24 protein-coding genes, 1 pseudogene and 1 other annotated feature are annotated in these 23098 nt (G+C 39.3%); of the genes and pseudogenes, 19 read left to right on the top strand and 6 right to left on the bottom strand.

The features are described from left to right. Positions 1-160: 160 nt before the first annotated feature. The 3 genes from trmL (at position 161) to recD2 (ending at position 4213) form a co-directional block, all read left to right on the top strand. The gene (gene trmL / locus IGL24_RS13125; protein ID WP_206854880.1) at positions 161-664 is read left to right on the top strand and encodes a tRNA (uridine(34)/cytosine(34)/5-carboxymethylaminomethyluridine(34)-2'-O)-methyltransferase TrmL; all 504 of its coding nucleotides are present in this window, start codon (positions 161-163) and stop codon (positions 662-664) included. Between the two features lie 324 nt (positions 665-988). After that, positions 989-1642, top strand: coding sequence for a histidine phosphatase family protein (locus tag IGL24_RS13120; RefSeq protein ID WP_206854878.1), 654 nt, complete (start codon positions 989-991; stop codon positions 1640-1642). Positions 1643-1660: 18 nt separating this feature from the next. Next, positions 1661-4213 carry an SF1B family DNA helicase RecD2 gene (gene recD2 / locus IGL24_RS13115; protein WP_207699799.1) on the top strand — a complete coding sequence of 851 codons (2553 nt, stop codon included), beginning with the start codon at positions 1661-1663 and terminating at the stop codon, positions 4211-4213. Positions 4214-4317: 104 nt separating this feature from the next. Here the strand turns inward: recD2 and IGL24_RS13110 are convergent, their stop codons facing one another. Next, positions 4318-5322, bottom strand: a complete 1005-nt coding sequence (locus IGL24_RS13110) for a diacylglycerol/lipid kinase family protein (RefSeq protein ID WP_207699798.1) — start codon at positions 5320-5322, stop codon at positions 4318-4320. 765 nt (positions 5323-6087) lie between these two features. On the opposite strand from IGL24_RS13110, the gene IGL24_RS13105 reads away from it, so the two are divergent. After that, positions 6088-6591, top strand: a complete 504-nt coding sequence (locus IGL24_RS13105; protein ID WP_206854871.1) for a QueT transporter family protein — start codon at positions 6088-6090, stop codon at positions 6589-6591. Between the two features lie 109 nt (positions 6592-6700). Here IGL24_RS13105 and cbpA read toward each other — a convergent pair whose 3' ends face one another. Next, a complete protein-coding gene (gene cbpA, locus IGL24_RS13100; RefSeq protein ID WP_206854869.1) occupies positions 6701-7345 on the bottom strand; it encodes a cyclic di-AMP binding protein CbpA in 645 nt (214 codons plus the stop codon). A 158-nt stretch (positions 7346-7503) separates the two neighbouring features. On the opposite strand from cbpA, the gene rpmG reads away from it, so the two are divergent. From rpmG to IGL24_RS13085, 3 genes are all read left to right on the top strand, one after another. Continuing rightward, the gene (gene rpmG / locus IGL24_RS13095; RefSeq protein WP_005878997.1) at positions 7504-7656 is read left to right on the top strand and encodes a 50S ribosomal protein L33; all 153 of its coding nucleotides are present in this window, start codon (positions 7504-7506) and stop codon (positions 7654-7656) included. Positions 7657-7673: 17 nt separating this feature from the next. Continuing rightward, a complete protein-coding gene (secE, locus tag IGL24_RS13090; RefSeq protein ID WP_206854866.1) occupies positions 7674-7844 on the top strand; it encodes a preprotein translocase subunit SecE in 171 nt (56 codons plus the stop codon). Between the two features lie 165 nt (positions 7845-8009). After that, positions 8010-8909: a helix-turn-helix domain-containing protein gene (locus IGL24_RS13085; RefSeq protein ID WP_207699797.1), complete on the top strand. Its 900-nt coding sequence runs from the start codon at positions 8010-8012 to the stop codon at positions 8907-8909. A gap of 66 nt (positions 8910-8975) precedes the next feature. Here the strand turns inward: IGL24_RS13085 and IGL24_RS13080 are convergent, their stop codons facing one another. Then, positions 8976-9137, bottom strand: a complete 162-nt coding sequence (locus IGL24_RS13080; RefSeq protein ID WP_207699796.1) for a hypothetical protein — start codon at positions 9135-9137, stop codon at positions 8976-8978. Positions 9138-9509: 372 nt separating this feature from the next. Between IGL24_RS13080 and nusG the strand changes: the two genes are divergently transcribed. From nusG to IGL24_RS13040, 8 genes are all read left to right on the top strand, one after another. After that, the gene (gene nusG, locus IGL24_RS13075) at positions 9510-10055 is read left to right on the top strand and encodes a transcription termination/antitermination protein NusG (protein WP_034687107.1); all 546 of its coding nucleotides are present in this window, start codon (positions 9510-9512) and stop codon (positions 10053-10055) included. A 79-nt stretch (positions 10056-10134) separates the two neighbouring features. Then, positions 10135-11025, top strand: a complete 891-nt coding sequence (locus IGL24_RS13070; RefSeq protein ID WP_207699795.1) for an alpha/beta fold hydrolase — start codon at positions 10135-10137, stop codon at positions 11023-11025. 342 nt (positions 11026-11367) lie between these two features. Beyond that, positions 11368-12204 carry an ABC transporter permease gene (locus IGL24_RS13065; protein ID WP_206854860.1) on the top strand — a complete coding sequence of 279 codons (837 nt, stop codon included), beginning with the start codon at positions 11368-11370 and terminating at the stop codon, positions 12202-12204. Further along, a complete protein-coding gene (locus IGL24_RS13060) occupies positions 12197-12976 on the top strand; it encodes an ABC transporter permease (protein WP_206854857.1) in 780 nt (259 codons plus the stop codon). The genes IGL24_RS13065 and IGL24_RS13060 overlap by 8 nt, the downstream gene beginning before the upstream one ends. A gap of 56 nt (positions 12977-13032) precedes the next feature. Further along, positions 13033-14073, top strand: a complete 1041-nt coding sequence (locus IGL24_RS13055) for an ATP-binding cassette domain-containing protein (protein WP_207699794.1) — start codon at positions 13033-13035, stop codon at positions 14071-14073. Between the two features lie 22 nt (positions 14074-14095). Further along, a complete protein-coding gene (locus IGL24_RS13050) occupies positions 14096-15157 on the top strand; it encodes an extracellular solute-binding protein (RefSeq protein WP_207115202.1) in 1062 nt (353 codons plus the stop codon). A gap of 111 nt (positions 15158-15268) precedes the next feature. Next, entirely contained in the window at positions 15269-16993 is a 1725-nt protein-coding gene (locus tag IGL24_RS13045) for an adenine deaminase C-terminal domain-containing protein (protein ID WP_207699793.1), read from the top strand. Next, positions 16990-18300 (top strand): amidohydrolase, encoded by a 1311-nt coding sequence (locus tag IGL24_RS13040; RefSeq protein WP_207115200.1) that lies wholly within the window; start codon positions 16990-16992, stop codon positions 18298-18300. Before IGL24_RS13045 ends, IGL24_RS13040 begins: the two co-directional genes overlap by 4 nt. A gap of 116 nt (positions 18301-18416) precedes the next feature. Here IGL24_RS13040 and sdaAA read toward each other — a convergent pair whose 3' ends face one another. Together sdaAA and sdaAB are read right to left on the bottom strand one after the other, a co-directional pair. Next, positions 18417-19289, bottom strand: coding sequence for an L-serine ammonia-lyase, iron-sulfur-dependent, subunit alpha (gene sdaAA / locus IGL24_RS13035; protein WP_207115199.1), 873 nt, complete (start codon positions 19287-19289; stop codon positions 18417-18419). A gap of 15 nt (positions 19290-19304) precedes the next feature. After that, the gene (gene sdaAB, locus IGL24_RS13030) at positions 19305-19973 is read right to left on the bottom strand and encodes an L-serine ammonia-lyase, iron-sulfur-dependent subunit beta (RefSeq protein ID WP_206854842.1); all 669 of its coding nucleotides are present in this window, start codon (positions 19971-19973) and stop codon (positions 19305-19307) included. 315 nt (positions 19974-20288) lie between these two features. On the opposite strand from sdaAB, the gene rplK reads away from it, so the two are divergent. The 4 genes from rplK to rplL all read left to right on the top strand — a co-directional run bounded on the left by rplK (position 20289) and on the right by rplL (position 22810). Then, entirely contained in the window at positions 20289-20711 is a 423-nt protein-coding gene (rplK, locus tag IGL24_RS13025) for a 50S ribosomal protein L11 (RefSeq protein WP_016624597.1), read from the top strand. A 104-nt stretch (positions 20712-20815) separates the two neighbouring features. Next, complete coding sequence (rplA, locus tag IGL24_RS13020; protein ID WP_206854840.1) at positions 20816-21505, top strand: 50S ribosomal protein L1; 690 nt, start codon at positions 20816-20818, stop codon at positions 21503-21505. Positions 21506-21584: 79 nt separating this feature from the next. Continuing rightward, positions 21585-21710: a sequence feature (ribosomal protein L10 leader region), on the top strand. Between the two features lie 169 nt (positions 21711-21879). Next, a complete protein-coding gene (rplJ, locus tag IGL24_RS13015; RefSeq protein WP_206854838.1) occupies positions 21880-22383 on the top strand; it encodes a 50S ribosomal protein L10 in 504 nt (167 codons plus the stop codon). A 58-nt stretch (positions 22384-22441) separates the two neighbouring features. Further along, entirely contained in the window at positions 22442-22810 is a 369-nt protein-coding gene (gene rplL / locus IGL24_RS13010) for a 50S ribosomal protein L7/L12 (RefSeq protein ID WP_010734285.1), read from the top strand. A gap of 88 nt (positions 22811-22898) precedes the next feature. Here rplL and IGL24_RS13005 read toward each other — a convergent pair. Beyond that, positions 22899-23082, bottom strand: a pseudogene (locus tag IGL24_RS13005) (site-specific integrase); the annotation flags it as partial. Positions 23083-23098: the final 16 nt, after the last annotated feature.

Below are 23098 nucleotides of genomic sequence, written 5' to 3'. Positions count from 1 at the left end.
TGGTTTTTATCAGGTTCCTGTTCTGATAAAAGATAGTGAGAAGAGCTTCACTAACGTAACGACTCGCAGTGACTGACACCGAGTTGATACGTTTTTTTTTATGCAAAAATCAAGATTTAGTCTAAAATGGATTTCACATATACATGAGAGGATGGATAGTATGAACCATATTGTTTTATTTGAACCTTTGATCCCTGCAAATACAGGAAATATTGCGAGAACGTGTGCGGCAACGAACACCCCGCTACACTTGATCGAACCACTAGGATTTTCAACAGATGATAAACAGTTGAAACGAGCAGGGCTTGATTATTGGCATGATGTAGATATTACGTACCATGCAGATCTACCAGCTTTTATGTCTTATTTAGGAGATAGGAAGTTGCATTTGATCTCTAAGTTTGCGAATAAAGTATATAGTGATGAAAATTTTGCGGATGGCGAAGAGCATTTCTTTTTATTCGGCAAAGAAACAACTGGATTACCGGAATCCTTTATGCGCGAACATGCAGAAAAATGCTTACGCATCCCAATGAATGACACCCATGTCCGCTCATTGAATCTATCGAATACAGCTGCGATGATCGTGTATGAAGCATTGCGCCAACAAGGCTTCCCAAATTTAGAGTTAACACATCACTACGAAAATGATAAGCTAGACTAAAGGTTGTGAGAAAGGATTTGCTCCTAATATCAAGGCGAAGTGAAGGACTTTTTGACCTTCGCTTGGCGTATAGTAGGAGCTTCCTTGCGAACACCGTTTATCGACACTGAGAATGAAGTGTTGCTTCTTGCGTATCGCTGATTGAAAACGAAACTACATAATTGGCAGGGGAGCTTCTTTACAATTGATTTCAGTGAGCATCGGTTGGCGAAAGCTTCTATTTTTTTGAAGAAATAAGCTTTTCTACACAATCCACTGGCAAAATCCTATATGATAGATAGTATAGCGAAAAAAAGGAAGTACAGAGTGAGGAGTCTAAAACCTATGGAACTATACTTTACAAGACATGGTAAAACGGAATGGAATCTTGAAAGACGCTTTCAAGGGAGCCAAGGAGACTCACCGTTGTTACCTCAAAGTTATGAGGAAATCAAAGCATTTGGTCAAAAGGTCAAGTCGATTCCTTTTGAAGCCATCTATTGCAGTACAGCAAAGCGTGCGAGAGATACGGCAAAAGGAATCAATCAAGAATTAGTACATCCGACAGAAATCATTTATACAGATAAATTAAGAGAACTAGGGTTAGGAAAACTGGAAGGGCAATCGATCGAAGCGATGTACCAAAAATTTCCAGAGAATTTACCTAACTTACGTAACCATTTAGATAAATATGACCCAACACCTTTTGATGGTGAGCCGATCACCGAAGCGATCACACGGATCGAAGCAGTCGTTGCTGATGCGGTATGTCAACATCAAGGGCCCATTCTCTTCGTTGGTCACGGGGCGTCATTGACGGCTGCGATCCAGTGGATGACTGGGAAAGACTTGAGCCAATTGCGAGAAATGGGCGGACTGTTTAATAGTAGTTTGACGATTTTAGAAACAGGAGAACCCAATAACCTTTTACCATACGAGCTGAAAGTATGGAATGAGGTCGATTTTTTAGGTAATGGACAGCCAGAGCCTTTACTATAAATGAAGGAGGCGGCCTCGATGCAGCCAGAAGAAATGCCTTATTTTGTCGGCACAGTTGCCGCTATCTTTTTTCAAAATCCTAGCAACTTTTACAAAGTCTTGCTGATCCAAGTCAGCGAGACAAGTGCCGATTATCGAGAAAAAGAAATCGTCGCAACGGGTAGTTTTGGCGATGTGCAAGAAAACGAGTTGTATCGCTTTTATGGCGAGTTAGTCGATCATCCCAAGTATGGCAGACAGTTGAAAGTAGAACGATACGAACAGGAAAAACCAACGACAGCAAATGGGATCGTCAATTATCTATCAAGTGACAAGTTTCCAGGTATTGGTAAAAAAACCGCAGAAAAAATCGTGGAATTGCTTGGTGAAGACGCGATTGAAAAAATCATCGAAGATCCGTCACAATTACAAGAGATTTCTGGGTTAACAAAACCAAAAAGAGAGATGATTGCTGAAACGATCCGCTTAAATCATGGGATGGATCAAGTGATCATGGGGTTGAACCGCTATGGTTTTGGTAGTCAACTGGCCTTTAGTATTTACCAAGCCTATAAAAACGAAGCGTTGGATATCATCCAGGAAAATCCTTATCAATTAGTTGAAGAGATTGAAGGGATCGGGTTCAAGCGTGCAGATAATTTAGCAGAACAGATCGGTATAGCGGCGGACTCGCCGCGTCGAATCAGGGCTGCGATCTTACATCAGATCTTTCAACAGGCGATCCAAACGGGTGATACGTATGTCCCCGCAGAATCTTTATTGCAGCAGACGATCAAAATCTTAGAATCGAGTCGTCCGATTGAAATCGAACCGGATCAAGTCGCAACGGTCATTATCCAATTAGTCGAAGAGGGAAAGATCCAACAAGAAGAAACAAATCTATATGAAAATAGTTTGTATTTTTCTGAATGGGGCATCGGTAACTCGGTCCAGCGCTTATTGAGTCGGAAAAAGGAAATCAAATACGAATCAAAAGAAGTCAAAAAAAATATTCGACGAATCGAGAAAATGTTCGGCATCCAGTATGGAGATTCGCAAGAAAAAGCAATTTCTGAAGCCATCCGCTCGCCACTGTTCATCTTGACGGGGGGCCCTGGGACTGGGAAAACGACAGTAATCAATGGGATCGTTCATTTGTTTGCCGAATTGAATGGCTTAGATCTTGATCCCACAAAATACACGCAAGAGATTTTTCCGATCTTATTAGCGGCGCCAACGGGACGAGCCGCTAAACGAATGAATGAAACCACTGGATTGCCGGCTAGTACGATCCATCGCCTCTTAGGTTTGAATGGACGTGAAAAAACGCCTTCGATCAGTACGAAAGAGTTAGACGGAGGCTTATTGATCGTCGATGAAATGTCGATGGTCGATACTTGGTTAGCGAACACGTTATTCAAGGCAATCCCCACAAATATGCAAGTCATACTAGTAGGGGATAAAGATCAATTGCCATCAGTAGGACCAGGTCAAGTACTACATGATCTATTAGAAATCGACCAGATCCCTAAAATCGAACTGAATCAGATCTATCGACAAGGAGATGGCTCGAGTATCATCCCATTAGCGCATGAAATCAAAGAAGGGAGATTACCAGCGGATTTTACCAAAAATCAAAAAGATCGCTCGTTCTTTGCAAGTGATGCGTATCAAATCGAACCACTGATTTCTAAAATCGTGGAAAAAGCCAAAAACAAAGGGTTTACAGCACAAGATATCCAAGTGTTGGCACCAATGTATCGAGGGGCAGCTGGTATCGATGCTTTTAATAAAATGATGCAAAATATTTTCAATCCAGGTGGAGGAAATCGCAAGGAAGTTCACTGGAATGATACGATTTATCGGATTGGCGATAAAGTCCTTCATTTAGTCAACACACCGGAATTAAATGTGTTCAATGGGGACATGGGCGTGATCACTGGGATCGTTTTAGCGAAGGATTCGGAAGATAAAGTAGATGAACTTGTCATCCAGTTTGATGCCAATGAAGTCACCTATAAACGAAATGAATGGAATAAAATCACCCTTTCTTATTGTTGCTCGATCCATAAATCGCAAGGTAGCGAATTTAAGATGGTGATTTTGCCGATGGTCCATCAATATCAACGGATGCTTCAACGAAATCTGTTGTATACAGCCGTGACTCGAAGTAAGGAGTTGTTGATCCTATTAGGGGAAGAGCAAGCGTATTTGACTTGCGCTAAAAACGAATCAGCCGTTCGTTTGACGACACTAAAAAAACGGATTGAAGACAACGAAATGACGCTTCATTTGCGGACGAAACTAGCCGCCTATGAAGATTCTTTGACAGGTGATGATCCATTTGAAGAAGGAACATATTCAGCCTCCATTGAACAAGCAGCTGAGCCTAAGAAACAACTGGTTGACCACAATGAGACCACAGAACCAGCACAAGAAGTGTCACTTTTTGCTGTGGAAGAAGAAAAAAATGAAGCGAAAGAAGCTGAAGCGCCACAGTTGCCTGAAAACTACATCCTGACAACCGAAGCTGTAGAAAAACAATGGATCGATCCGATGATCGGTATGGAAAACATCAAACTACAAGCGTAAGTTGAGATTGTAAATCATAAAAAACGAAAAGACATCCGAAACTATAAATTTCGGATGTCTTTTTTAGACGGTATGATTAACAAGCAATCTTAGGACTGAGCGTATCAAGAATTTGGATCTTCCTCACGGATGACTATTTTTTCACACCATAATAATTGCGTTTTATTCGCTAATTGTAGATCGAAAGATTGTTTTTCCAAATCCTCGCCATCTTCTTGGCCATATTGAGGAAGGGTGGAAACGATTCGAAGCTTACTTGTTGTATAGTGATGAAAATACTTAGAGTTCATTTGCTTTTTTTGGAGTAACAAAAGAAACAGCCAGATGATTTTCAATGGGTTGATACGTTCAACTACGACAAAATCAATCGTCGGTTTTGTGATATCCGCCGTAGGAACGATTGAGATCCCCCCACCAAAATAGGGATGATTGGTAGCTGTACATAAGAAAGCTTTTTTAAAATTAACCCGTTTCCCACCGATATCGACAAGAATCGGAAATCCTTTTTGTGTGAAAAGGACATGTAATAAAGAAAATAAATAAGAAAGTGAGCCTAGATTGTATTTATTCAGTCTTTTTTTTGCATTCGAATGATTCGTTGCATGGACGATCGCTGCATCTAAACCGATCCCAAAATTATTGAGCGCAAGACCTTCTCGATCGCTGACTTTTTCTTCATAGTGCAAGACATTTATTTTTTGGGGTTCATTGGTCGATAAAATCGCTTCTAATGCTTTTTCAGGGTCTCGACTGATACCAATGCCCCGAGCAAAGTCATTACCTGAACCGGCTGGAATGAAGCCTACAGGAAATGATACACATAACTGATGAAAAGTGTTCAGTACTTGATGAAGGGTGCCATCGCCGCCAACAACGATTAGAAGTGGAAACCACCCTAAAGAATCAGTAACTTGTTCCGCCTCCCACTCCATAAGTGTATCTTTTGCTAATTGTTCCGCTATTAGAGCGTCGTGTCCTTTATATTCACTGTAGTGGGCAGTATAGGAAAGTTGCTTTTTATCGAGAATCGGTAAGATCTTCTCAGCTGTTTTCTTTCCGTTCCCGCTGCCAGCGGCTTCGTTAATTAATAGGTGATAATGAAAATTCATTTTTTCCTCCTGGAATACACCAAAGTATCGAACGTACGGTTGGTGGAAACAAGCCTTTTAAGATTTTTCGTTGGCATACGCTAACAACGTAGCAAAAGGAAAAGCAATCATTGCCCTGTTTATTCAGCATCCGTGAATACTTGTGGTTTTAATCATGTAAATAGATTGACGAAACTTCGATCAATGTTTTCGCAACAAAAAAAGCTTTAAGCTTTTAAGGGTGAATCGGTCATTGAATAGTTAACGATACGCCTCGTCAATGTGATCAAAAGAATTACAATCTTGGTTATTATAGCAGAGGTTTAGGCAAATGAAAAAGAAGTTCAATTAGAAAACAGAATAAAGAACAAGCAAAAAACGTAGGTAAAAGAAAGGACTGGAAAAATCATTCAAGTGTCGTCAGCCAATACTTAGGCTGATTTTTTTGTCATGTATACTAACATCCCTTGACTTAGCAAGCTTTGCGCTTTGCTTTGTGTATAGACATTCGTTTTGACATTGGCTGATCATTAAGAGTCACTGCTCGTTGTTGCTTTGCTTTTTATAACATTTTTCACAAACGCCTGTTTTTGCCTCACTATTTCTGCCAATTTTTGGTCTGAGAAATGTGCGAATAGTCACTGGGATAATTTTTCTGAATGAAAAACATACAAAGAATCCCTTTTTAGAGTGAAGGTTGTAATCTTCATTTGGTGTGTTATAATACGCCTTGCGGTTCGTCGACCATCCCGCGTTAACAAAACTAGGAGAAATGAGGAATAGAAAATGGAGAGAACAAAAAGTAGGCAACGACTGATGGTAGTAGTTGTCAATGGGCTGATCATGGCCTTATATCTAGCTTTAACGATTTTGGTTGCACCAGTGTCTTCAGGACCAATCCAATTTCGGATTTCAGAGAGTTTAAATCATTTAGTTGTATTCAATCGGAAGTTATTATGGGGTGTCTTAGGTGGCGTGATCGTCTATAATGCGATTTATGGTTTTGGTGTCATGGATGTGATTTTTGGCGGTGGCCAAACATTGTTGGCATTGGGATTGACTGCACTTATCCAGAATAAAGTAAAAAATGTCAAAGTCCGTTTAGCATTAAATACAGCTTTCTTTACAATCAGTATGTTTATGATCGCTTATATGTTAGTACCAACCGGAGGACAAGCATTTTGGACGACTTACGGTACGCTTGCATTAAGTGAATTTATCGTGATGGCTGTCTCTGCACCATTGATGTATTATTTAGATCGAGCAGTAAAATTCAACGATCGAGTATGATTGTTTGCAAAAGACTAAAAAAGCCAGGAATTCCAAAATCTATCGATGATTTTGGGGTTTCTGGCTTTTTTGGCATGCAATCAATAACTATTTGTGATTGTTCAGATTCTTATTTTTCAGAATCTTGTAAGTTTTCAATTTCGATCACTTTGTAATTTTTCTTCTCTAAGTGATTAACGATCGAATCACAGACACTTTTTTCTGTATCCGCAGGCAGTGTGATCAAAGTACGACGGATATATTCGTCTTTTTCGACATCTAAGGTGATACAACTAGCAATACTGCTATATTTAGCGATGATTTTTGAAATCGCCGCTAAGTCGCCTTGTTTACCTGTTGAAGCAATCGTCAAAACATAGCTACCTTGCTCTACACTCCAAGATTGAGACAACATGCTCAATAACGTGCTGTGTGTCAAAATCCCATAGAAATGGTTTTGGCTGTCAAGTACAGCGATGTATGGAAGCTCTTTGATCGTAAAGAATACTTTAAAGAAAGAGGTATCCAAATAAATGAATTTTGTTGCGTTTTTCAATAGGTGAGTGACCGGTAAAGTCATATCGCCACCGTTTGCTTTATGACGATAGATGTGCATTTTATAGATGTTCCCACGGAAAATATTACCGGAAGTATCAAGGATCGGTACACAACGGTAACCGGATGATTCTAAAATTTCTAGTGCTTCTTCTAAGTTGCTTGTCTCAGAGACAGTCGTCAAATCTTTTTTCTTGTAAACAAGTGTTTTTAATAGCATAGTCATACCTCCAGATTGCTCATTTTTAAAATCCTTTAAGTAATCATATCATAACTAAAATAAAAACAGTAGAGCGTACGATCACTAATTGACATAAAATAATTTACATGATAATGTAGTATGGTATAAATTTGGATTTCAGTGAGGAGGGGAAACGGATGGCAAAGAAAAAAGCGGCATTAGCATGTTCCGTTTGTGGTTCTCGAAACTATACGAAGTCGATTAGTGAAGGAAAAAGCGGCGAACGTTTGGAAATCAATAAATTTTGTAAATATTGTAATCAATACACATTACATAAAGAAACAAAATAACAAGGAGGAGGATTACGATGAAATTTCTTAAAAGTGTAAAAGACGAAATGAAACAAGTAACTTGGTCAAGTAAAAAACAACTACGTAAAGATACGTTAGTCGTTATCGAGACTGCGATCATCTTCGGATTGATGTTTTTCGTGATGGATACAGCGATCCAAAGTTTGTTTGCGTGGATTTTGCAATAATTAATACTAATCAAATAAAAGGCGAGCTATCCATGGTTATTAATCGATTGGAAGCTCTATTTTTTTATTATCTTTTTATGATAGTAGCCGTGAAAACGTAACGAATCATTTGTGAATCGTTGATCATTATTTTGCTCTGTTAGTTGATAAGATAAGGAGGAATTTATGGAAGTCCATGAATTATTAAAAAAAATGCGTGTTGATAGAGGCATCTCTCAAAAAAAGCTAGCCGATGGAATTGTTTCGCGCGAATCGTTAGCCAGATATGAAAATGGCCAAAGTAATTTACCATTACTAGTGTTTTTAGAATTATTGGAACGACTCAATATGAATATTGATGAATTCATCTTTTATCTTGATGGTGACAGAGTCTCTAATAAAAATATGAGTTTAAAAAAAATGTTTCGTAAATTAGAACAACGTAATGGTGCAATTAGTTATCAATTAAAAAAACTAGCACAAGAATTAGAATACTCAGATGATTTAGTAGTCATGAGAAATTATCTTGTTGTTAAAACTTACAAGTGGTATGAACAGATCGATGGGATAAAAAAATTAAATAAAAAAGATACGAGTTATCTCGAAAGATTATCCGATTATTTGGAAAAAATCGATGAGTGGGGAAGATTTGAAATGACTACCTTTGCCTCTCTCCTCTATTTATTTGAAACAAGTTACATCAAGCAGCGGTTGAAAGAAGTAGAAAAAAATGTAATGAAAAAAGGAGATTTTGAGGTATTCCATTCTATATTATCAGGTATTTATAATAATGTGTTTTTACTGATGGTGGAAAGAGAAGAGCTAAAATTAGCGAAGTATTATTTGGAAAAACTATTCGAGACTCGGCGCAGAATTATTTTTCAGCGAGAAACTGAAATATATCATCGGTTTTATCAACTTTTACTTGCCCGTATTGAAGGAGAGGCTGTCAGTAAAAATTTAAAGGATTTTTTCAAGGGGTTAGAATTGATTGGAGCGACCAAGCTGAGGAATGAATTTTTAGCTGATTTACATAAATTTGAATCACAATACAAGATCGAACATACCTTTAACATAGAAGACTAAAAAAAGATATTTCTTGGAAGTAAACAAAAAACCGAAAAGATAGCAAACTTTTCGGTTATTGTTTGTTTATTTTGAATGTTTTTGAAAAACATCCTTTAATTCCTTGATTTCTTTTTCCAAAGATGAGACCTCTAAACTTAAAAAGAAAACAGTGATACAGCAAAGAATCAATGCGAAAGAATCTAACCAACCAAAAATCGATGCAATGAGTTGTCTTATTGTCTCCATAGGGATATCTCCTCAGCTGAATTTCTTTAAAGCCTGATAAGGCTCCTTACCACTATCATTGTATTTGTTAGAAATAAATAATATGGATTTTGGTATATATTTTCGTATGGTTTTTCGTATAATAACAAATATAAAAAACTTATTCTTGATTTATCTCTATAAAACAAGGTTTCTGTGTTGTTGCTCTTTTAAAAAAAACAGTAGATAAAATGATTTTTTTGTTAAAACAAGAATAAATAACGTTTTACGGATCGTATTGGAGCAAAAAATAAGCTACTAGTAAAAACCAACAAACGGTGCTATAATCAAGTAGAGGAAAAACTTCGGGGAACTGAGGTTTTTTTATTTTACAAATGAAATGAGGAACCTTCAATGGAATCTTTTGAAAAAAATTGGTATGTATTACATACATACTCTGGATACGAAAACAAAGTAAAAGCAAATATCGAGTCACGTGCGCAAAGTATGAAAATGGCTGATTTTATTTTCCGTGTCGTTGTTCCTGAAGAAACAGAAACTGAAGTAAAAAATGGGAAAGAAAAAGAAATCGTTCATAAAACATTCCCTGGTTATGTCTTAGTAGAAATGATCATGTCAGATGCTTCATGGTATGTTGTCCGTAACACACCTGGCGTTACTGGTTTTGTTGGTTCTCACGGTGCAGGAAGCAAGCCAGCACCTTTATTACCAGAAGAAGTCAATCATATCTTACGTTCGATCGGCATGAGTTTACGTCAAAACGAACTTGAAGTAGAAGTTGGCGAAGTTGTGAAAATCATCGAAGGTGCATTTGCTGGTTTAGAAGGGCAAGTGACAGAAGTCGATGAAGAAAAAGAAAAACTAAAAGTAAACATTGACATGTTCGGTCGTGAAACAAGTACAGAGCTTGATTTTGATCAAGTAGACAAGATCGACTAAACAGTGATCAGGATAATGGAGGAGTTGGGATGCCTAGTCATCTCAGCTCTTTTTGTCTTGTACGAAAGGAGTGAGTGAAATGGTGCAACGTAATAAAGGAAACATCAATCTCGTGTTGAGTGGTGTGGTGTTGTTTGTGTTGCTGTTCCTAGCGGGGTGTCAAACGCAAGAAAACACAACCTCAAAAGAAACTACATCCACTGAAACAACAACGACAAGTCAAGTAGAGTCAGTAGAAAAAGCGACGGTACCGACGCTTTTTATTCATGGGTATAAAGGAACAGTCAATTCATTTAAAGGAATGCTGGAGCGTTTAGAGACGGAAAACAAAGGGCAGCAAGAAATCGTTTTGACTGTGGATGTCAATGGAAACGTACAAGCGCAAGGTGCATTATCAAAACAAGCAACGAATCCAATGGTCCAAGTGCTTTTTGAAGATAATGAAAATAATGAATGGAATCAAACGGAATGGATTCGTGCTTGTCTGGTTTATTTGCAGACAACTTACCAAATCGACAAAGTTAACATTGTTGGACATTCTATGGGCGGTGTCAGTGGACTGCGCTATCTGGTCACTTATGGACAAGAGCAAGCTTTACCGCAAGTCCAAAAGTTTGTAGCGTTAGGTGCGCCCTTCAATGATTTCGTGGATGATAGCGGTCAGGGGTTGGCGGAGCTACTCGAAAATGGACCGGCTGTAGTGTCTTCGCGGTATCAAGACTATCAATCATTGATAGGAAATCTCCCTAGTGATACACAATTTTTATTGCTTGCAGGGCAGTTGAGTGAAACGGACCTAAGTGACGGAACGGTTCCGTTAAATAGTGCATTAGCGGTTAATGCTTTATTGAAACAGCATGGAAATCCTGTAACGGAAAAGGTCGAAGAAGGCGAAGGGGCTTCACATAGTATGCTTCATGAAAATGAAGAAGTGGATCGAGAAGTTAGCCAGTTTTTATGGAATATCTGATCGCGATAAAAAGAGCAATTAACGAACGTTTTTAAATGAATGTTCGTTAATTGCTCTTTTTGCTTTTTCATTTGCTTATTTTTTAGTTTCGATTGCGATGTATTTCTCAACACTTTTGATAGTTAAATCGCATATTTGATAAATAATCGTTTAATAAATAGAGTTAGATTACAAAAATCCAATAAAACTCTCAAAAGTGTACCTGTATAAAACGGATAAATACAGGATTTTCAGGATTTATTTCATATAACTAGTGTTTTTTCTGAATAAATTACAAAGTTTTCTTGAAAATGTTCGTATTTTTTCTTATAATGAGACAGAACACGAATGAGGGGGAGAGAAATGAAGAAGAATGTTCCGTATTTGATCATTGCACCTGGAACGATCTTACTATTATTTTTTATGATTTTGCCACTGGTCAATATTATATGGCCAACCATTTTTACTGAAGCAGGAGCTAGTCTGAGTGCTTATACTAGTTTTCTGACAGATGATTTCAATTTGAGGATCTTTCTTCGAACGATTCGCGTTTCGGCGATCGTGACGTTGATTTCTGCCGTTTTAGGAATTCCAACTGCCTATTTTATTGCAGGTGTGGGGAAAAAGTGGAAAAGCCTATTGATGGCGATGACGATGTTTCCATTATTGACGAATTCAGTTATCCGCAGTTTTGCCTGGATCAATATTCTTGGAAGATCAGGAGTGATCAATAATTTCTTGATGCGAATCGGACTGATCGAACAACCCATCGCCTTACTATACACAGAGTTTGCAATTATTATCGGTTCTGTTTATTTATTCTTACCTACCATGGTCATGACACTTGTAGGTGTGATGGAAAATATTGAGAAAGAAACACTTGAGGCTGCTGAAACATTAGGGGCAAGTCCGTTTAAAACGTTCTACAAAATCGTGATGCCACTTTGTATCCCTGGCGTGATCGTTGGCAGTATTTTAGTGTTCACAGGAACATTGACTGCTTACACGACACCGCAACTTTTAGGTGGAAACCAAAATATGATGATGGCGACTTTCTTATACCAGAAAGCATCGACTTTAGGTGATTGGACTTCAGCCAGTGTCATTGCATTGATCATGATCGTGACTACCTTGATTGTGAATAAAGGCTTGAATATGATTGCTGCACGTTTGGATCGGAGGGAAATGAATCATGCGTAAGCAAAAAGGGATGACGATCATCGCAGTATTAGTTTTTGCGTTTTTATTTTTACCATTAGTGATTATTGTTGTGACTTCTTTCGGTCAATCATCAACGATACAATTTCCTATTGATGGATTTTCATTAGAATGGTACACAAAAGCACTAAGTTCTGAAACATTCATGAACAGCTTTAAATTGAGTTTAAGTATTGGGGTAGGTGCGACTTTGTTAGCTTTACTAGTCGGTGTGCCAACTTCTTATGCCCTTTCTCGTTACCACATGAAAAGCAAACAATTATTTAAAAATTTCTTTTTATCACCAACGATGATTCCGGGAATAGTCGTCGGCTACTCCTTGTTCCAATACATCGTGATCAAGTTTAATCTACCGGTGATCCAAGCTTTATTGATTGGCCATTTTTTGATCAGCTTACCGTATATCATTCGGGTGGTCGGTTCAAGTATGGAGCAGTTAGATTTTTCGATTGAAGAAGTTGCGTGGACACTAGGATGCACCAAAACACGCGCATTTATGCAAGTCGTTTTACCAAATGTTTCCTCTGGAATATTTGCTGCTTTTATGTTGGCTTTTGTAAACTCATTCAATAATGTACCAGTTTCGATGTTTTTATCTGGACCTGGAGTAACGATGTTGCCTACTTCATTATTGAGCTACATTGAATATACGTATGATCCGACTGTGTCGGCGATTTCAGTGATGATCATGGTATTAACAGTTTTCTTGATGTTTATTATTGAGAAAACGTTAGGTTTAGCTTCGATCGCTTAAATGTGAAGGAATCGAAGAATACTTGAGAATGACTGGAAATTATGAGGGGGAGAACCGTGAGTTTTGTAAATTTGAACAACATCCGTGTGAGCTATGACGGAAAACAAAATATATTAGAAGATTTATCGATTTCAATGGAAAAAGGAGAGCTAGTATCTTTATTAGGTCCTAGTGGTTGCGGGAAAACAACGACGCTACGTGTGATTGCCGGCTTGATTTCACCAAATGATGGCTCTTTTGTTCTGGAAGATCAAGAACTAGTGAAAGTTCCTGTGCATAAACGCAATTTTGGTATGGTATTTCAAAGCTATGCGTTGTTTCCTCATTTAACAATTGCTGAAAATGTTGCTTTCGGTTTGAAATTGCGTAAAGAAAACAAAGCAGATATTGCGAAGAAAGTAGCAGATATGTTAGCGATCTGTGGCTTAGAACAGTTAGGTGATCGTTACCCGAAACAACTCTCAGGTGGACAACGCCAACGAGTGGCCTTAGCCCGAGCATTGGTTATTGAACCTAAGTTACTATTGTTAGACGAACCATTAAGTAATTTAGATGCGAAACTACGTGTCCAAATGCGGATCGAGATCAAACGTATCCAACAGCAACTTGGTATTACCACAGTTTTTGTGACCCACGATCAAGAAGAGTGTTTCTCTATTTCTGATAAAGTAGCGGTCATGAATAATGGTGTAATCGAGCAATATGATACACCTGAAATGATCTATCGCCATCCCAAAACACGCTTTGTTGCACATTTTATCGGCTTTGAAAATTTCTTTCCAGTTGAGCAGATCGAAGGTATTCGCTATCAAGCTGCCGGAAATGTCATTGAAACACCTTATGAACAACCAGTAGCGGAGCGATTGGTAGCGACGATCCGTCCCGAAGATATCGAAATTGCTTCTGATGCGACACATAATCTTGTAAAAGGTGAAGTGAAAGTCAGAACATTTCTAGGGAAAAGTTACCAGTATGAAGTAGCGACAGATTTAGGCAAATTCTTAGTAAACGGTACGGATAAACAAATTTACCAAGCAGGAGATCAAATCGACCTGCATTTCCCAAAAGATAAAATCGTTCTTTTGGAAGATAAATAAGTAAAGAAAAGGGGAAAAAGAAGTGAAAAGAGGCTTTCTAGTAAGTTCAGTAGTTTTAGCAAGTATGTTTGTATTAACAGCTTGCGGAGGAGGATCTGAAACCAATTCTTCAGAAGCAAAAGAGTCAAAAGATTTAGTTGTATCGACATTTGGATTAAGCGAAGATATCGTGAAAAGCGATGTCATGGATCCTTTTGAAAAAGAATTTGATGCGAAAATCACGATGGATCTAGGGAACAGTGGCGATCGCTTCAACAAACTAATCAGCAATCCTAGAGGAATTGATGTGATTGAGTTAGCACAAGCAAATTCAGCGGATGGTGCTTCTCAAGAATTATTTGAAAAACTAGATGAATCAAAAATCCCGAATTTAGCAGATTTGACTGAAGGTGCGAAGGAAGTCTTTGATAGTGGTGCGGGTGTGCCGATTGCGGTCAACAGTGTGGGTATCGTTTACGACAGAGAAAAAGTCGGTAAAGAAATTACTAGCTGGTCAGACCTTTGGGATGCTGCATTAGAAGGAAAAATCTCGATTCCTGAAATTACAACAACTGCTGGCCCATTGATGATGTACATTGCAAGTGATCATGCAGGTGTAGCGATCGAAGATGACAATGGTGAAGCAGCATTTGAAGCTTTAGAAGAATTGAAACCAAACATCGTTAAGACCTATGCACGATCTTCTGACTTAGCAAACATGTTCCAAGCAGGAGAAATCGAAGCTGCAATCGTCATGGATTTTGCTTATGATATTGTCAAAGGAGACTCCGATACGATCGAATACGTTGTTCCTGAAAGTGGCACATACGCAAACTACAATACGATCAACATTCCAAAAGAAGCAGCGAATAAAGAACTAGCATACTCATTCATCAACTACAGAATTAGTGAAGAATCACAAAAAACAAAAGCACTTTCATTAAATGAAGCACCGACAAATGATAAAGTCGAATTAAGTGAAGAAGAAGCTGGCAATATGACTTATGGCGCAGTTGCTGATCGTGCAAAAAATATCGACTTTGATTTCGTTAATAGTCAAATGACTGATTGGATCGATCGCTGGAATCGTTTGATCAACCAATAAACAGTTTCCTAACAACGGAAATCATTGAAAAAATACACATTGGGGTGGTTGTGACGAAAGCGCACAACCCCCTATTCTTGTCTAACGGGAATAAAAGAGAGGAAGACAAAGGTGAAGATTGACTTACTGATTAGAGATGCTCAAGTATTCAACACAGCCAAACAATGTTTTGAAAAGAAACATGTCACTGTCAGTGGTGAAAAGTTTTATTACGTTACAGCAAAGGATATTCGTCACTTGGAGATTCTTCAAGAAATAGATGGACGAGGCAAATACATGATTCCTGGTTTGATCGACAGCCATATGCACATTGAAAGTTCGATGACTACGCCAAGCATTTTTTCAAAAGCTGTTTTGCCGTTTGGTGTGACGACGGTGATTGCGGATGCGCATGAGATGGCAAATGTTTTTGGGCTTGAGGGCCTGACTGAATTCATGAATGCCGAAACGGAGCTTGATATTTTCCATGCGATTCCGTCATCTGTTCCTTCCACCACACCGGAACTAGAAACAACTGGAGGAATCATCGGGTTAGCTGAAACAGAAAAACTGTTAGACAATCCAAAAGTGATCTGTTTAGGAGAAGCAATGAACTTCCATGGTATTGCACATGAACCAACATCATTGATCCGCCAAATCATTGATCTATGTAAAGAAAAACGACCAACGATGCCATTGGAAGGCCATTGCCCTAAAATTTACGAAGAAGAATTGGCCGCGTTTATGTATAGTGGGATTTCTTCCGATCATACGCATCAGTTTCCAGAGTCTTTAGCAGAAAAAATTGAGAACGGCATGTTCATCCAATTTCAAAACAAATCGATCACACCAGAAAACATGGCGGTGATCACAGAAAATGAGTACTATGACTATGCGTGTATCATCACAGATGATGTGATGGCGGACGATCTGCTAACTGGGCATTTAAATGAAAATCTGAAAAAAGCAGTGGAGGCAGGCCTACCGATTGAGCAAGCAATCTATATGACAACTTTTACGCCAGCTCGCAGAATGGGGTTGAATGATCGTGGATTGATCGGTCCGGGTCGATTGGCTGATTTTATTCTGTTAGATGATTTAACGTCATTCTCTATTTCTGCGGTCTTTAAATCGGGAAAAGAAGTCTACCAGAAAGGTGACACGATCCGTTATCCAGAAAAAATCGAACAGTTTCCTGATTCATATAGTCAAACAGTTCATTGTAAACAACTTTCGTTAGACGATCTCCGCTTAGCGGTCAAAACAGAGTTGCCAAGTATCCGTTGTAATGTCATTCGGAAACATGAGATTGGAACATTTACGGAACGAATCACGAAGGAAATTCCGGTCAAAGAAGGGTATCTCGATTGGGAAAATTCGGACTGCGCCTTGTTGATCGTCATGGAGCGCTATGGAAAAAACGGCAACGTTGCTTATGCTTTGATGGAAGAACCTATTTCAAAACCAGGGAGTATTGCGACAACTTGGGCGCATGATCATCATAACGTGATGTTGATGGGGAATAACGCTCAAGACATTCTGTTGGCGCAGCAAAAATTGTTGGAATTACAAGGGGGCTATGTGGTAGTCAATGATGGGGAATTAGCAGCGACCTGCCCTCTGCCGATCGGCGGTATCGTTTCGCAAGCGCCGATTGAAGAGTTAGGACAAGATTTGAAATCTGTGCGTAGAGAAATGCAAAATCTAGGCTACAAAAATATGAATGAGATCATGTCGTTTTCTACATTGTCATTGCCAGTTTCGCCTGCAATCAAAATGACTGATAAAGGGATGATGAATACGAAAACACAAGAATTTTATCCATTGATTTTCCCAGAAGATGGGGTTCTATTATGAGAACCTTGATAAAAAATGTTCATATCCTAACAATGGATGATCAACTGACTGAATATAAAAATGGTTATCTGTTAATAGAAGAAAACCGTGTACTTGAGTTGGGCATATGGCAAGAAGGGATCGCCTCTGCGGAAGAAGTAATTGATGGAGAGGGTGGTATCTTATTGCCAGGGTTCGTGAATACACATACGCATGCTGGCATGATTCCTTTTCGATCTTTAGGTGATGATGTCCCAGATCGGTTGCGCCGTTTCTTGTTTCCATTAGAAGCTTACATGACGCCAGAGCTAGTGGCAGCAAGCACCGCTTATGCAATCAGTGAAATGTTACTTAGTGGTGTGACTGGTTTTTGTGATATGTACTATTTTGAAGATCAAGTCGCGCAAGTGTGCGATCAGTTTAAGATTCGTGCGGTCCTTGGCGAAACGATCATTGATATGCCTGTCTGTGATAATCCAGAGCCATCTGGCGGGTTGACCTACAGTGAAACGTTCCTGCCGAAATGGCAAGGGCATCCGTTGATCACGCCAGCTCTTGCGCCACATGCGCCGAATACCAATACGTATGAAGGATTGAAACAGACAGTTGAATTGAGTAAACGATTCGATGTGCCGATCACTTTACATGTCGCAGAAATGGATTACGAAATGAAAGAATTGGCGGAACGTTATCAACAAACGCCTTTTGAGCTATTGAAAGAACTGGGTTTTATGGAACGACCATTGATCATGGCACACTGTATCCATATGACAGAAGCAGATATTGCTTTAGTTGCTGCAGCAGGAGAGAAAGTCGGTATTGCCCATTGCATCGGCGCGAATACAAAGTCGGCTAAAGGGGTAGCGCCAGTAAAAGAAATGCTTTCTGCTGGCTTGACTGTCGGTTTAGGTACAGACGGCCCAAGTAGTGGCAATACGTTAGATCTCTTTACGCAAATGAAGCTATTTGCTAATTTCCATAAAACCTTTGAAAAAGATCGCGCACTTTTTCCAGCGAAGGAAATCGTCCGCTTAGCAACAAGAGGAGGGGCAGAATTGCTGGACTTTAAAGAAACTGGCCAGCTTGCCGTAGGGAATAAAGCCGATTTTATTATCGTTGAAACACAGTCTGTGAACATGTTTCCGATTTTTGATCCTTATTCTGCGTTAGTTTACTCAGCGAATGCTTCCAACGTGGCACATGTATGGGTGGATGGGAAACAGCTCGTACGTGATCATCAATTGGTCCATCACGACTTAAAAAAAATCAAAGCAAACCTTTATGAACAGATGGAGCAATTTGTTTTTGAAGCAAAGCAGAGAATGTAAAAAGAAACCGAATGACCATGGGAAAAGCAAATCTGCTCCCATGGTTATTCGGCATGTCTTTAGGAGATAAAAAACTTGTTGTGCAGTCTTTGTTCCAACTTGCAGAAAAAGGATGACTATACTTGTCTTTCTAAGATTTCTTTCGTTAATCGTTTCGCTGTAGGGGTCACTGCCAGTCCACCTTCTGCGGTTTCTTTAAAAATAGAAGGCATTTGTCGACCCACTTGATACATGGCAGCCACCACTTCATCAGGTGGGATCACGCTTTCGATGCCAGCTAAAGCCATATCAGCTGAAATGAAAGCTTGTGACGAACCTAAAGCATTTCGTTTCACGCAAGGCACTTCTACAAGCCCGGCAACAGGATCACAGATCAAGCCCATCATATTTTTCAATGTGATCGCCACCGCTTGAGCCGCTTGATGAGGCGTACCGTTTTTCGCACAAACTAAGGCAGCGGAAGCCATCGCACTCGCAGAACCGACTTCTGCTTGACAACCGCCTTCAGCTCCACTGATCGACGCATTGTTTGCGATGACTAAGCCAAAAGCACCAGCTGTAAACAAAAAGTCGAGTTGCTGTTCGTGTGTTAATTGCAAACGATCACGTACGGCCATCAAGACACCAGGAACGACCCCAGCACTACCGGCAGTAGGGGTTGCACAGATCAACCCCATTTTTGCGTTGACTTCATTCACCGCAATCGCATTACGGACGGCTGTCAAAATCGTTTCGCCGCTCAGAAAATCATCATGAGAAAGGTAGTCGTCCATTTTCTTTGCGTCACCACCCGTGATCCCTGTAACGGAGGTCACTCCTTCATTGCCTTCTGCAATCGACTGTTCCATTACCGCTAGATTTTTTTCCATGATGGAAATGATCTGTTCACGAGAACGGCCATTCATCTCCATTTCGATCGCAATCATCAATTCAGCAACGCTAGGGTAGTGTTGTGCTTGTTGGACTAATTCTTCAATTGATAAAAACATACCTCGTCTGCTCCTTTACTCGAAATAATTGACACTGTCAATATTTGGCAATTGCTTCAGTTTTTTTACTGTGTCTTCTACTTGGCGATCATCTACTTCAATGATCATGATGGCATTTTCCCCTTTTGATTCACGGGTAACCGTCATTGTTCCAATGTTGGTGTTGGTTTCTGAAAGAATATTCGTCACTTTAGCGATCATTCCAGGAACATCTTGGTGAACGATGATCAAAGTTGGCGTTCCCATGCTTAATGAAATCTTGAAACCATTCAATTCAGAGATCTGGATATTGCCTCCGCCAATGGAGATACCTGTCACAGACAATTTTCGATTCCCTTTTTTTAGCAACATTTTGACCGAATTGGGATGATCCGCTTTCTCATTTTTCGGCACAAACAAAACTTCCATGCCAGCTTCATGTGCTAATTTCAAAGAGTCAGCTAAACGAGAATCATCTGGTTCCATACCTAACAACCCGCCGACCAAGGCAATATCGGTGCCATGTCCACGATACGTTTTTGCAAAAGACTCATAAAGGTAGATGTCAACAGAATCTGGTTGCTCACCAAAAATACTTCGAACGATCTTTCCGATCCTTGCAGCCCCAGCGGTATGCGAGCTGCTTGGCCCAATCATTACAGGGCCGATAATATCAAATACACTTCTGTACTTTAATTCTTTCATTATTTCACCTCATTAGAATAGAAGACTTGGTTATTTTCGTATATATTCGCTTCATACAGGCGTAAGTTTAGCATAAATAAGCGATTTATAAAGACTTTTATACATGTTTTAACGAGAAATTTAGCTTTTATTTGGAGGAAGCTGAAAATAATTAGAAAAAAATGTTGAAAAAAAAGAAAAATTTGCTATACTGTATCAGTGTGCATTCGTTATGTACATGATATGTCGATTGATTTTAGGATCAACTGACAGTGCGTGGGAGGAGAAATATGCATCTCCAATTAACCACATCACGGACTTAAGGAGGTATGTCTCGTGGCAAAGAAAGTAGAAAAAATCGTTAAATTGCAAATCCCTGCAGGTAAAGCAACTCCAGCTCCCCCAGTAGGTCCTGCGCTAGGTCAAGCGGGTATCAACATCATGGGATTCACAAAAGAATTCAATGCTCGTACAGCTGATCAAGCAGGTTTGATCATTCCAGTTGTGATTTCTGTATACGAAGATCGTTCATTCACATTCGTTACAAAAACACCACCAGCTGCAGTATTATTGAAAAAAGCAGCGAAAATCGAAAAAGGTTCAGGCGAACCAAACAAAACTAAAGTTGCTAAAGTTTCTAGCGATCAAGTAAAAGAAATCGCTGAATTAAAAATGGAAGACCTAAACGCAGCTAACGTTGAAGCAGCAATGCGCATGGTTGAAGGAACTGCACGAAGCATGGGGATCACTGTAGAATAATCTTCTGCACCCTAAGAAAGTAGCTTCTCAGTTGGCTCTGTATTGAAAGATACGGAACACGTGGGAGGTACAACCGTTATAACCACAATCAAGGAGGAACCAAAATGGCTAAAAAGAGCAAAAAAATGCAAGAAGCATTGAAAAAAGTTGATTCAAGTAAAGTTTATTCTGTTGCTGAAGCAGTAGCATTAGCAAAAGAAACAAACATTGCTAAATTTGATGCAACAGTTGAAGTTGCATACCGTCTAAACGTAGACCCTAAAAAAGCAGACCAACAAATCCGTGGAGCTGTTGTATTACCAAACGGAACTGGTAAAACACAAACTGTTTTAGTATTTGCTAAAGGAGACAAAGCAAAAGAAGCTGAAGCAGCTGGTGCAGACTTCGTTGGTGACGACGACATGGTTCAAAAAATCCAAAATGGATGGTTTGACTTTGACGTAGTTGTTGCAACACCTGATATGATGGCTACTGTAGGTCGTCTAGGACGTGTATTAGGACCTAAAGGCTTAATGCCAAACCCTAAAACTGGTACTGTAACAATGGACGTAACAAAAGCTGTAAACGAAGTAAAAGCTGGTAAAGTAACTTACCGCGTTGACAAAGCTGGAAACATCCATGTACCAATCGGTAAAGTTTCTTTCGACAACGAAAAATTAGTTGAAAACTTTGCTGCGATCCATGATGTATTAGTGAAAGCTAAACCATCAGCAGCTAAAGGTCAATACATGAAAAACATTACTGTAACAACAACATTTGGACCTGGTATCCATGTAGACCAAGCTTCTTTCTAATCCATCGATTAGGACGTTGATTGATCCAACTGAAAAATAATTCTTGACTCAACTAGTTTAGCGTGCTAAGCTAGTTGAGGTTAATAATTAACTTGTACCGAAGACAGTAGGTGGCTTAGCCTTAATTTCCTACCGAGGACGTTTATTGAATATATTCAATAGTCCCTCTATGTCTACGGTGGCATAGAGTTTTTTGTTGTGAATCACTAAGAACGAAGTGATTAGATGATGAACAATACTCGTTGAGTGGAGCGAAAGGAGTGTCCTTTCGAGGCAAGCGAGCTGAATCACTAAGAACGTAGTGATTAGATGAGGCACAAATGATTCAATCGTAAGAAACTCTTCCATCAAAATTCAGGAGGTGAAACTCAAAAATGAGTGAAGCAATTATCGCAAAAAAAGCAGCAATCGTTGATGAAGTAAGTGCAAAATTTACAGAAGCAGCTTCTGTAGTCGTAGTTGACTACCGTGGATTAACTGTTGATGAAGTAACACGCTTACGTAAACAACTTCGTGAAGCGAACGTTGAAATGAAAGTTATCAAAAACTCTATCCTTTCACGTGCAGCTAAAAAAGCAGGCCTAGATGGCATGGACGAAGTTTTCACTGGACCTACAGCCGTTGCATTCAGTAACGAAGACGTAGTAGCACCAGCGAAAATCATGGACGAATTTGCTAAAGAAGCAAAAGCATTAGAAATCAAAGGCGGTATCATCGAAGGTAAAGTATCTTCATTGGAAGAAATCACGGCATTGGCAAAATTGCCAAACCGCGAAGGACTTCTATCTATGTTGCTATCTGTACTACAAGCGCCAGTCCGCAACGTGGCTTACGCTATCAACGCAGTCGCAGAAAAAGAAGATGGAGATGCAGCTTAATCGCCGCATAGCATGATCAATAAATAAAAAAAGAACATTTAAAATGGAGGAAACAAAAATGGCATTGAACATTGAAAACATCGTTGCTGAGTTAAAAGAAGCAACTATCCTAGAACTTAACGACCTAGTTAAAGCTATTGAAGAAGAATTTGGCGTATCTGCTGCTGCTCCTGTAGCTGCAGTTGCTGCTGGTGGCGGTGCTGCTGCTGAAGAACAAACTGAATTCACTGTAGAATTAACTGCAGCTGGAGACCAAAAAGTTAAAGTTATCAAAGCAGTTCGTGAAGCAACTGGCTTAGGCTTGAAAGAAGCTAAAGCAGTAGTTGACGGCGCTCCTGCACCAGTTAAAGAAGGCGTTTCTAAAGAAGAAGCTGAAGAATTAAAAGCTAAACTTGAAGAAGTTGGCGCTTCTGTAACAGTTAAATAATTTTCATTAATTATTATGCACCGGAATCCTTGATATGAGAGGATTTCGGTGTTTTTTATTTTTTTGACCATACTTCTAGAAACTTAATCTATTGTGCGAATTTATCGGCGGATTGTTTTTTGTTTTTTGATTGCATGGGTGTAAATATTCATTGTTGTATGAATATCTGAATGGCGAAGAAGTTCTTGTCCCTCTTTTAAAGATAAAGCAGCTGCAAATAACAGACTACAATGAGTATGACCAAATCCATGAATATTATTATCTTTTGAATTTATTTATTTTTCAGTA

Origin of the sequence: Enterococcus sp. DIV2371, from assembly GCF_050498525.1 — a bacterium.
GTDB lineage: Bacteria > Bacillota > Bacilli > Lactobacillales > Enterococcaceae > Enterococcus_B > Enterococcus_B mangumiae.
Note: the sequence above shows the minus strand (reverse complement) of the source record. Positions and strands in the feature narration are given on the sequence as shown.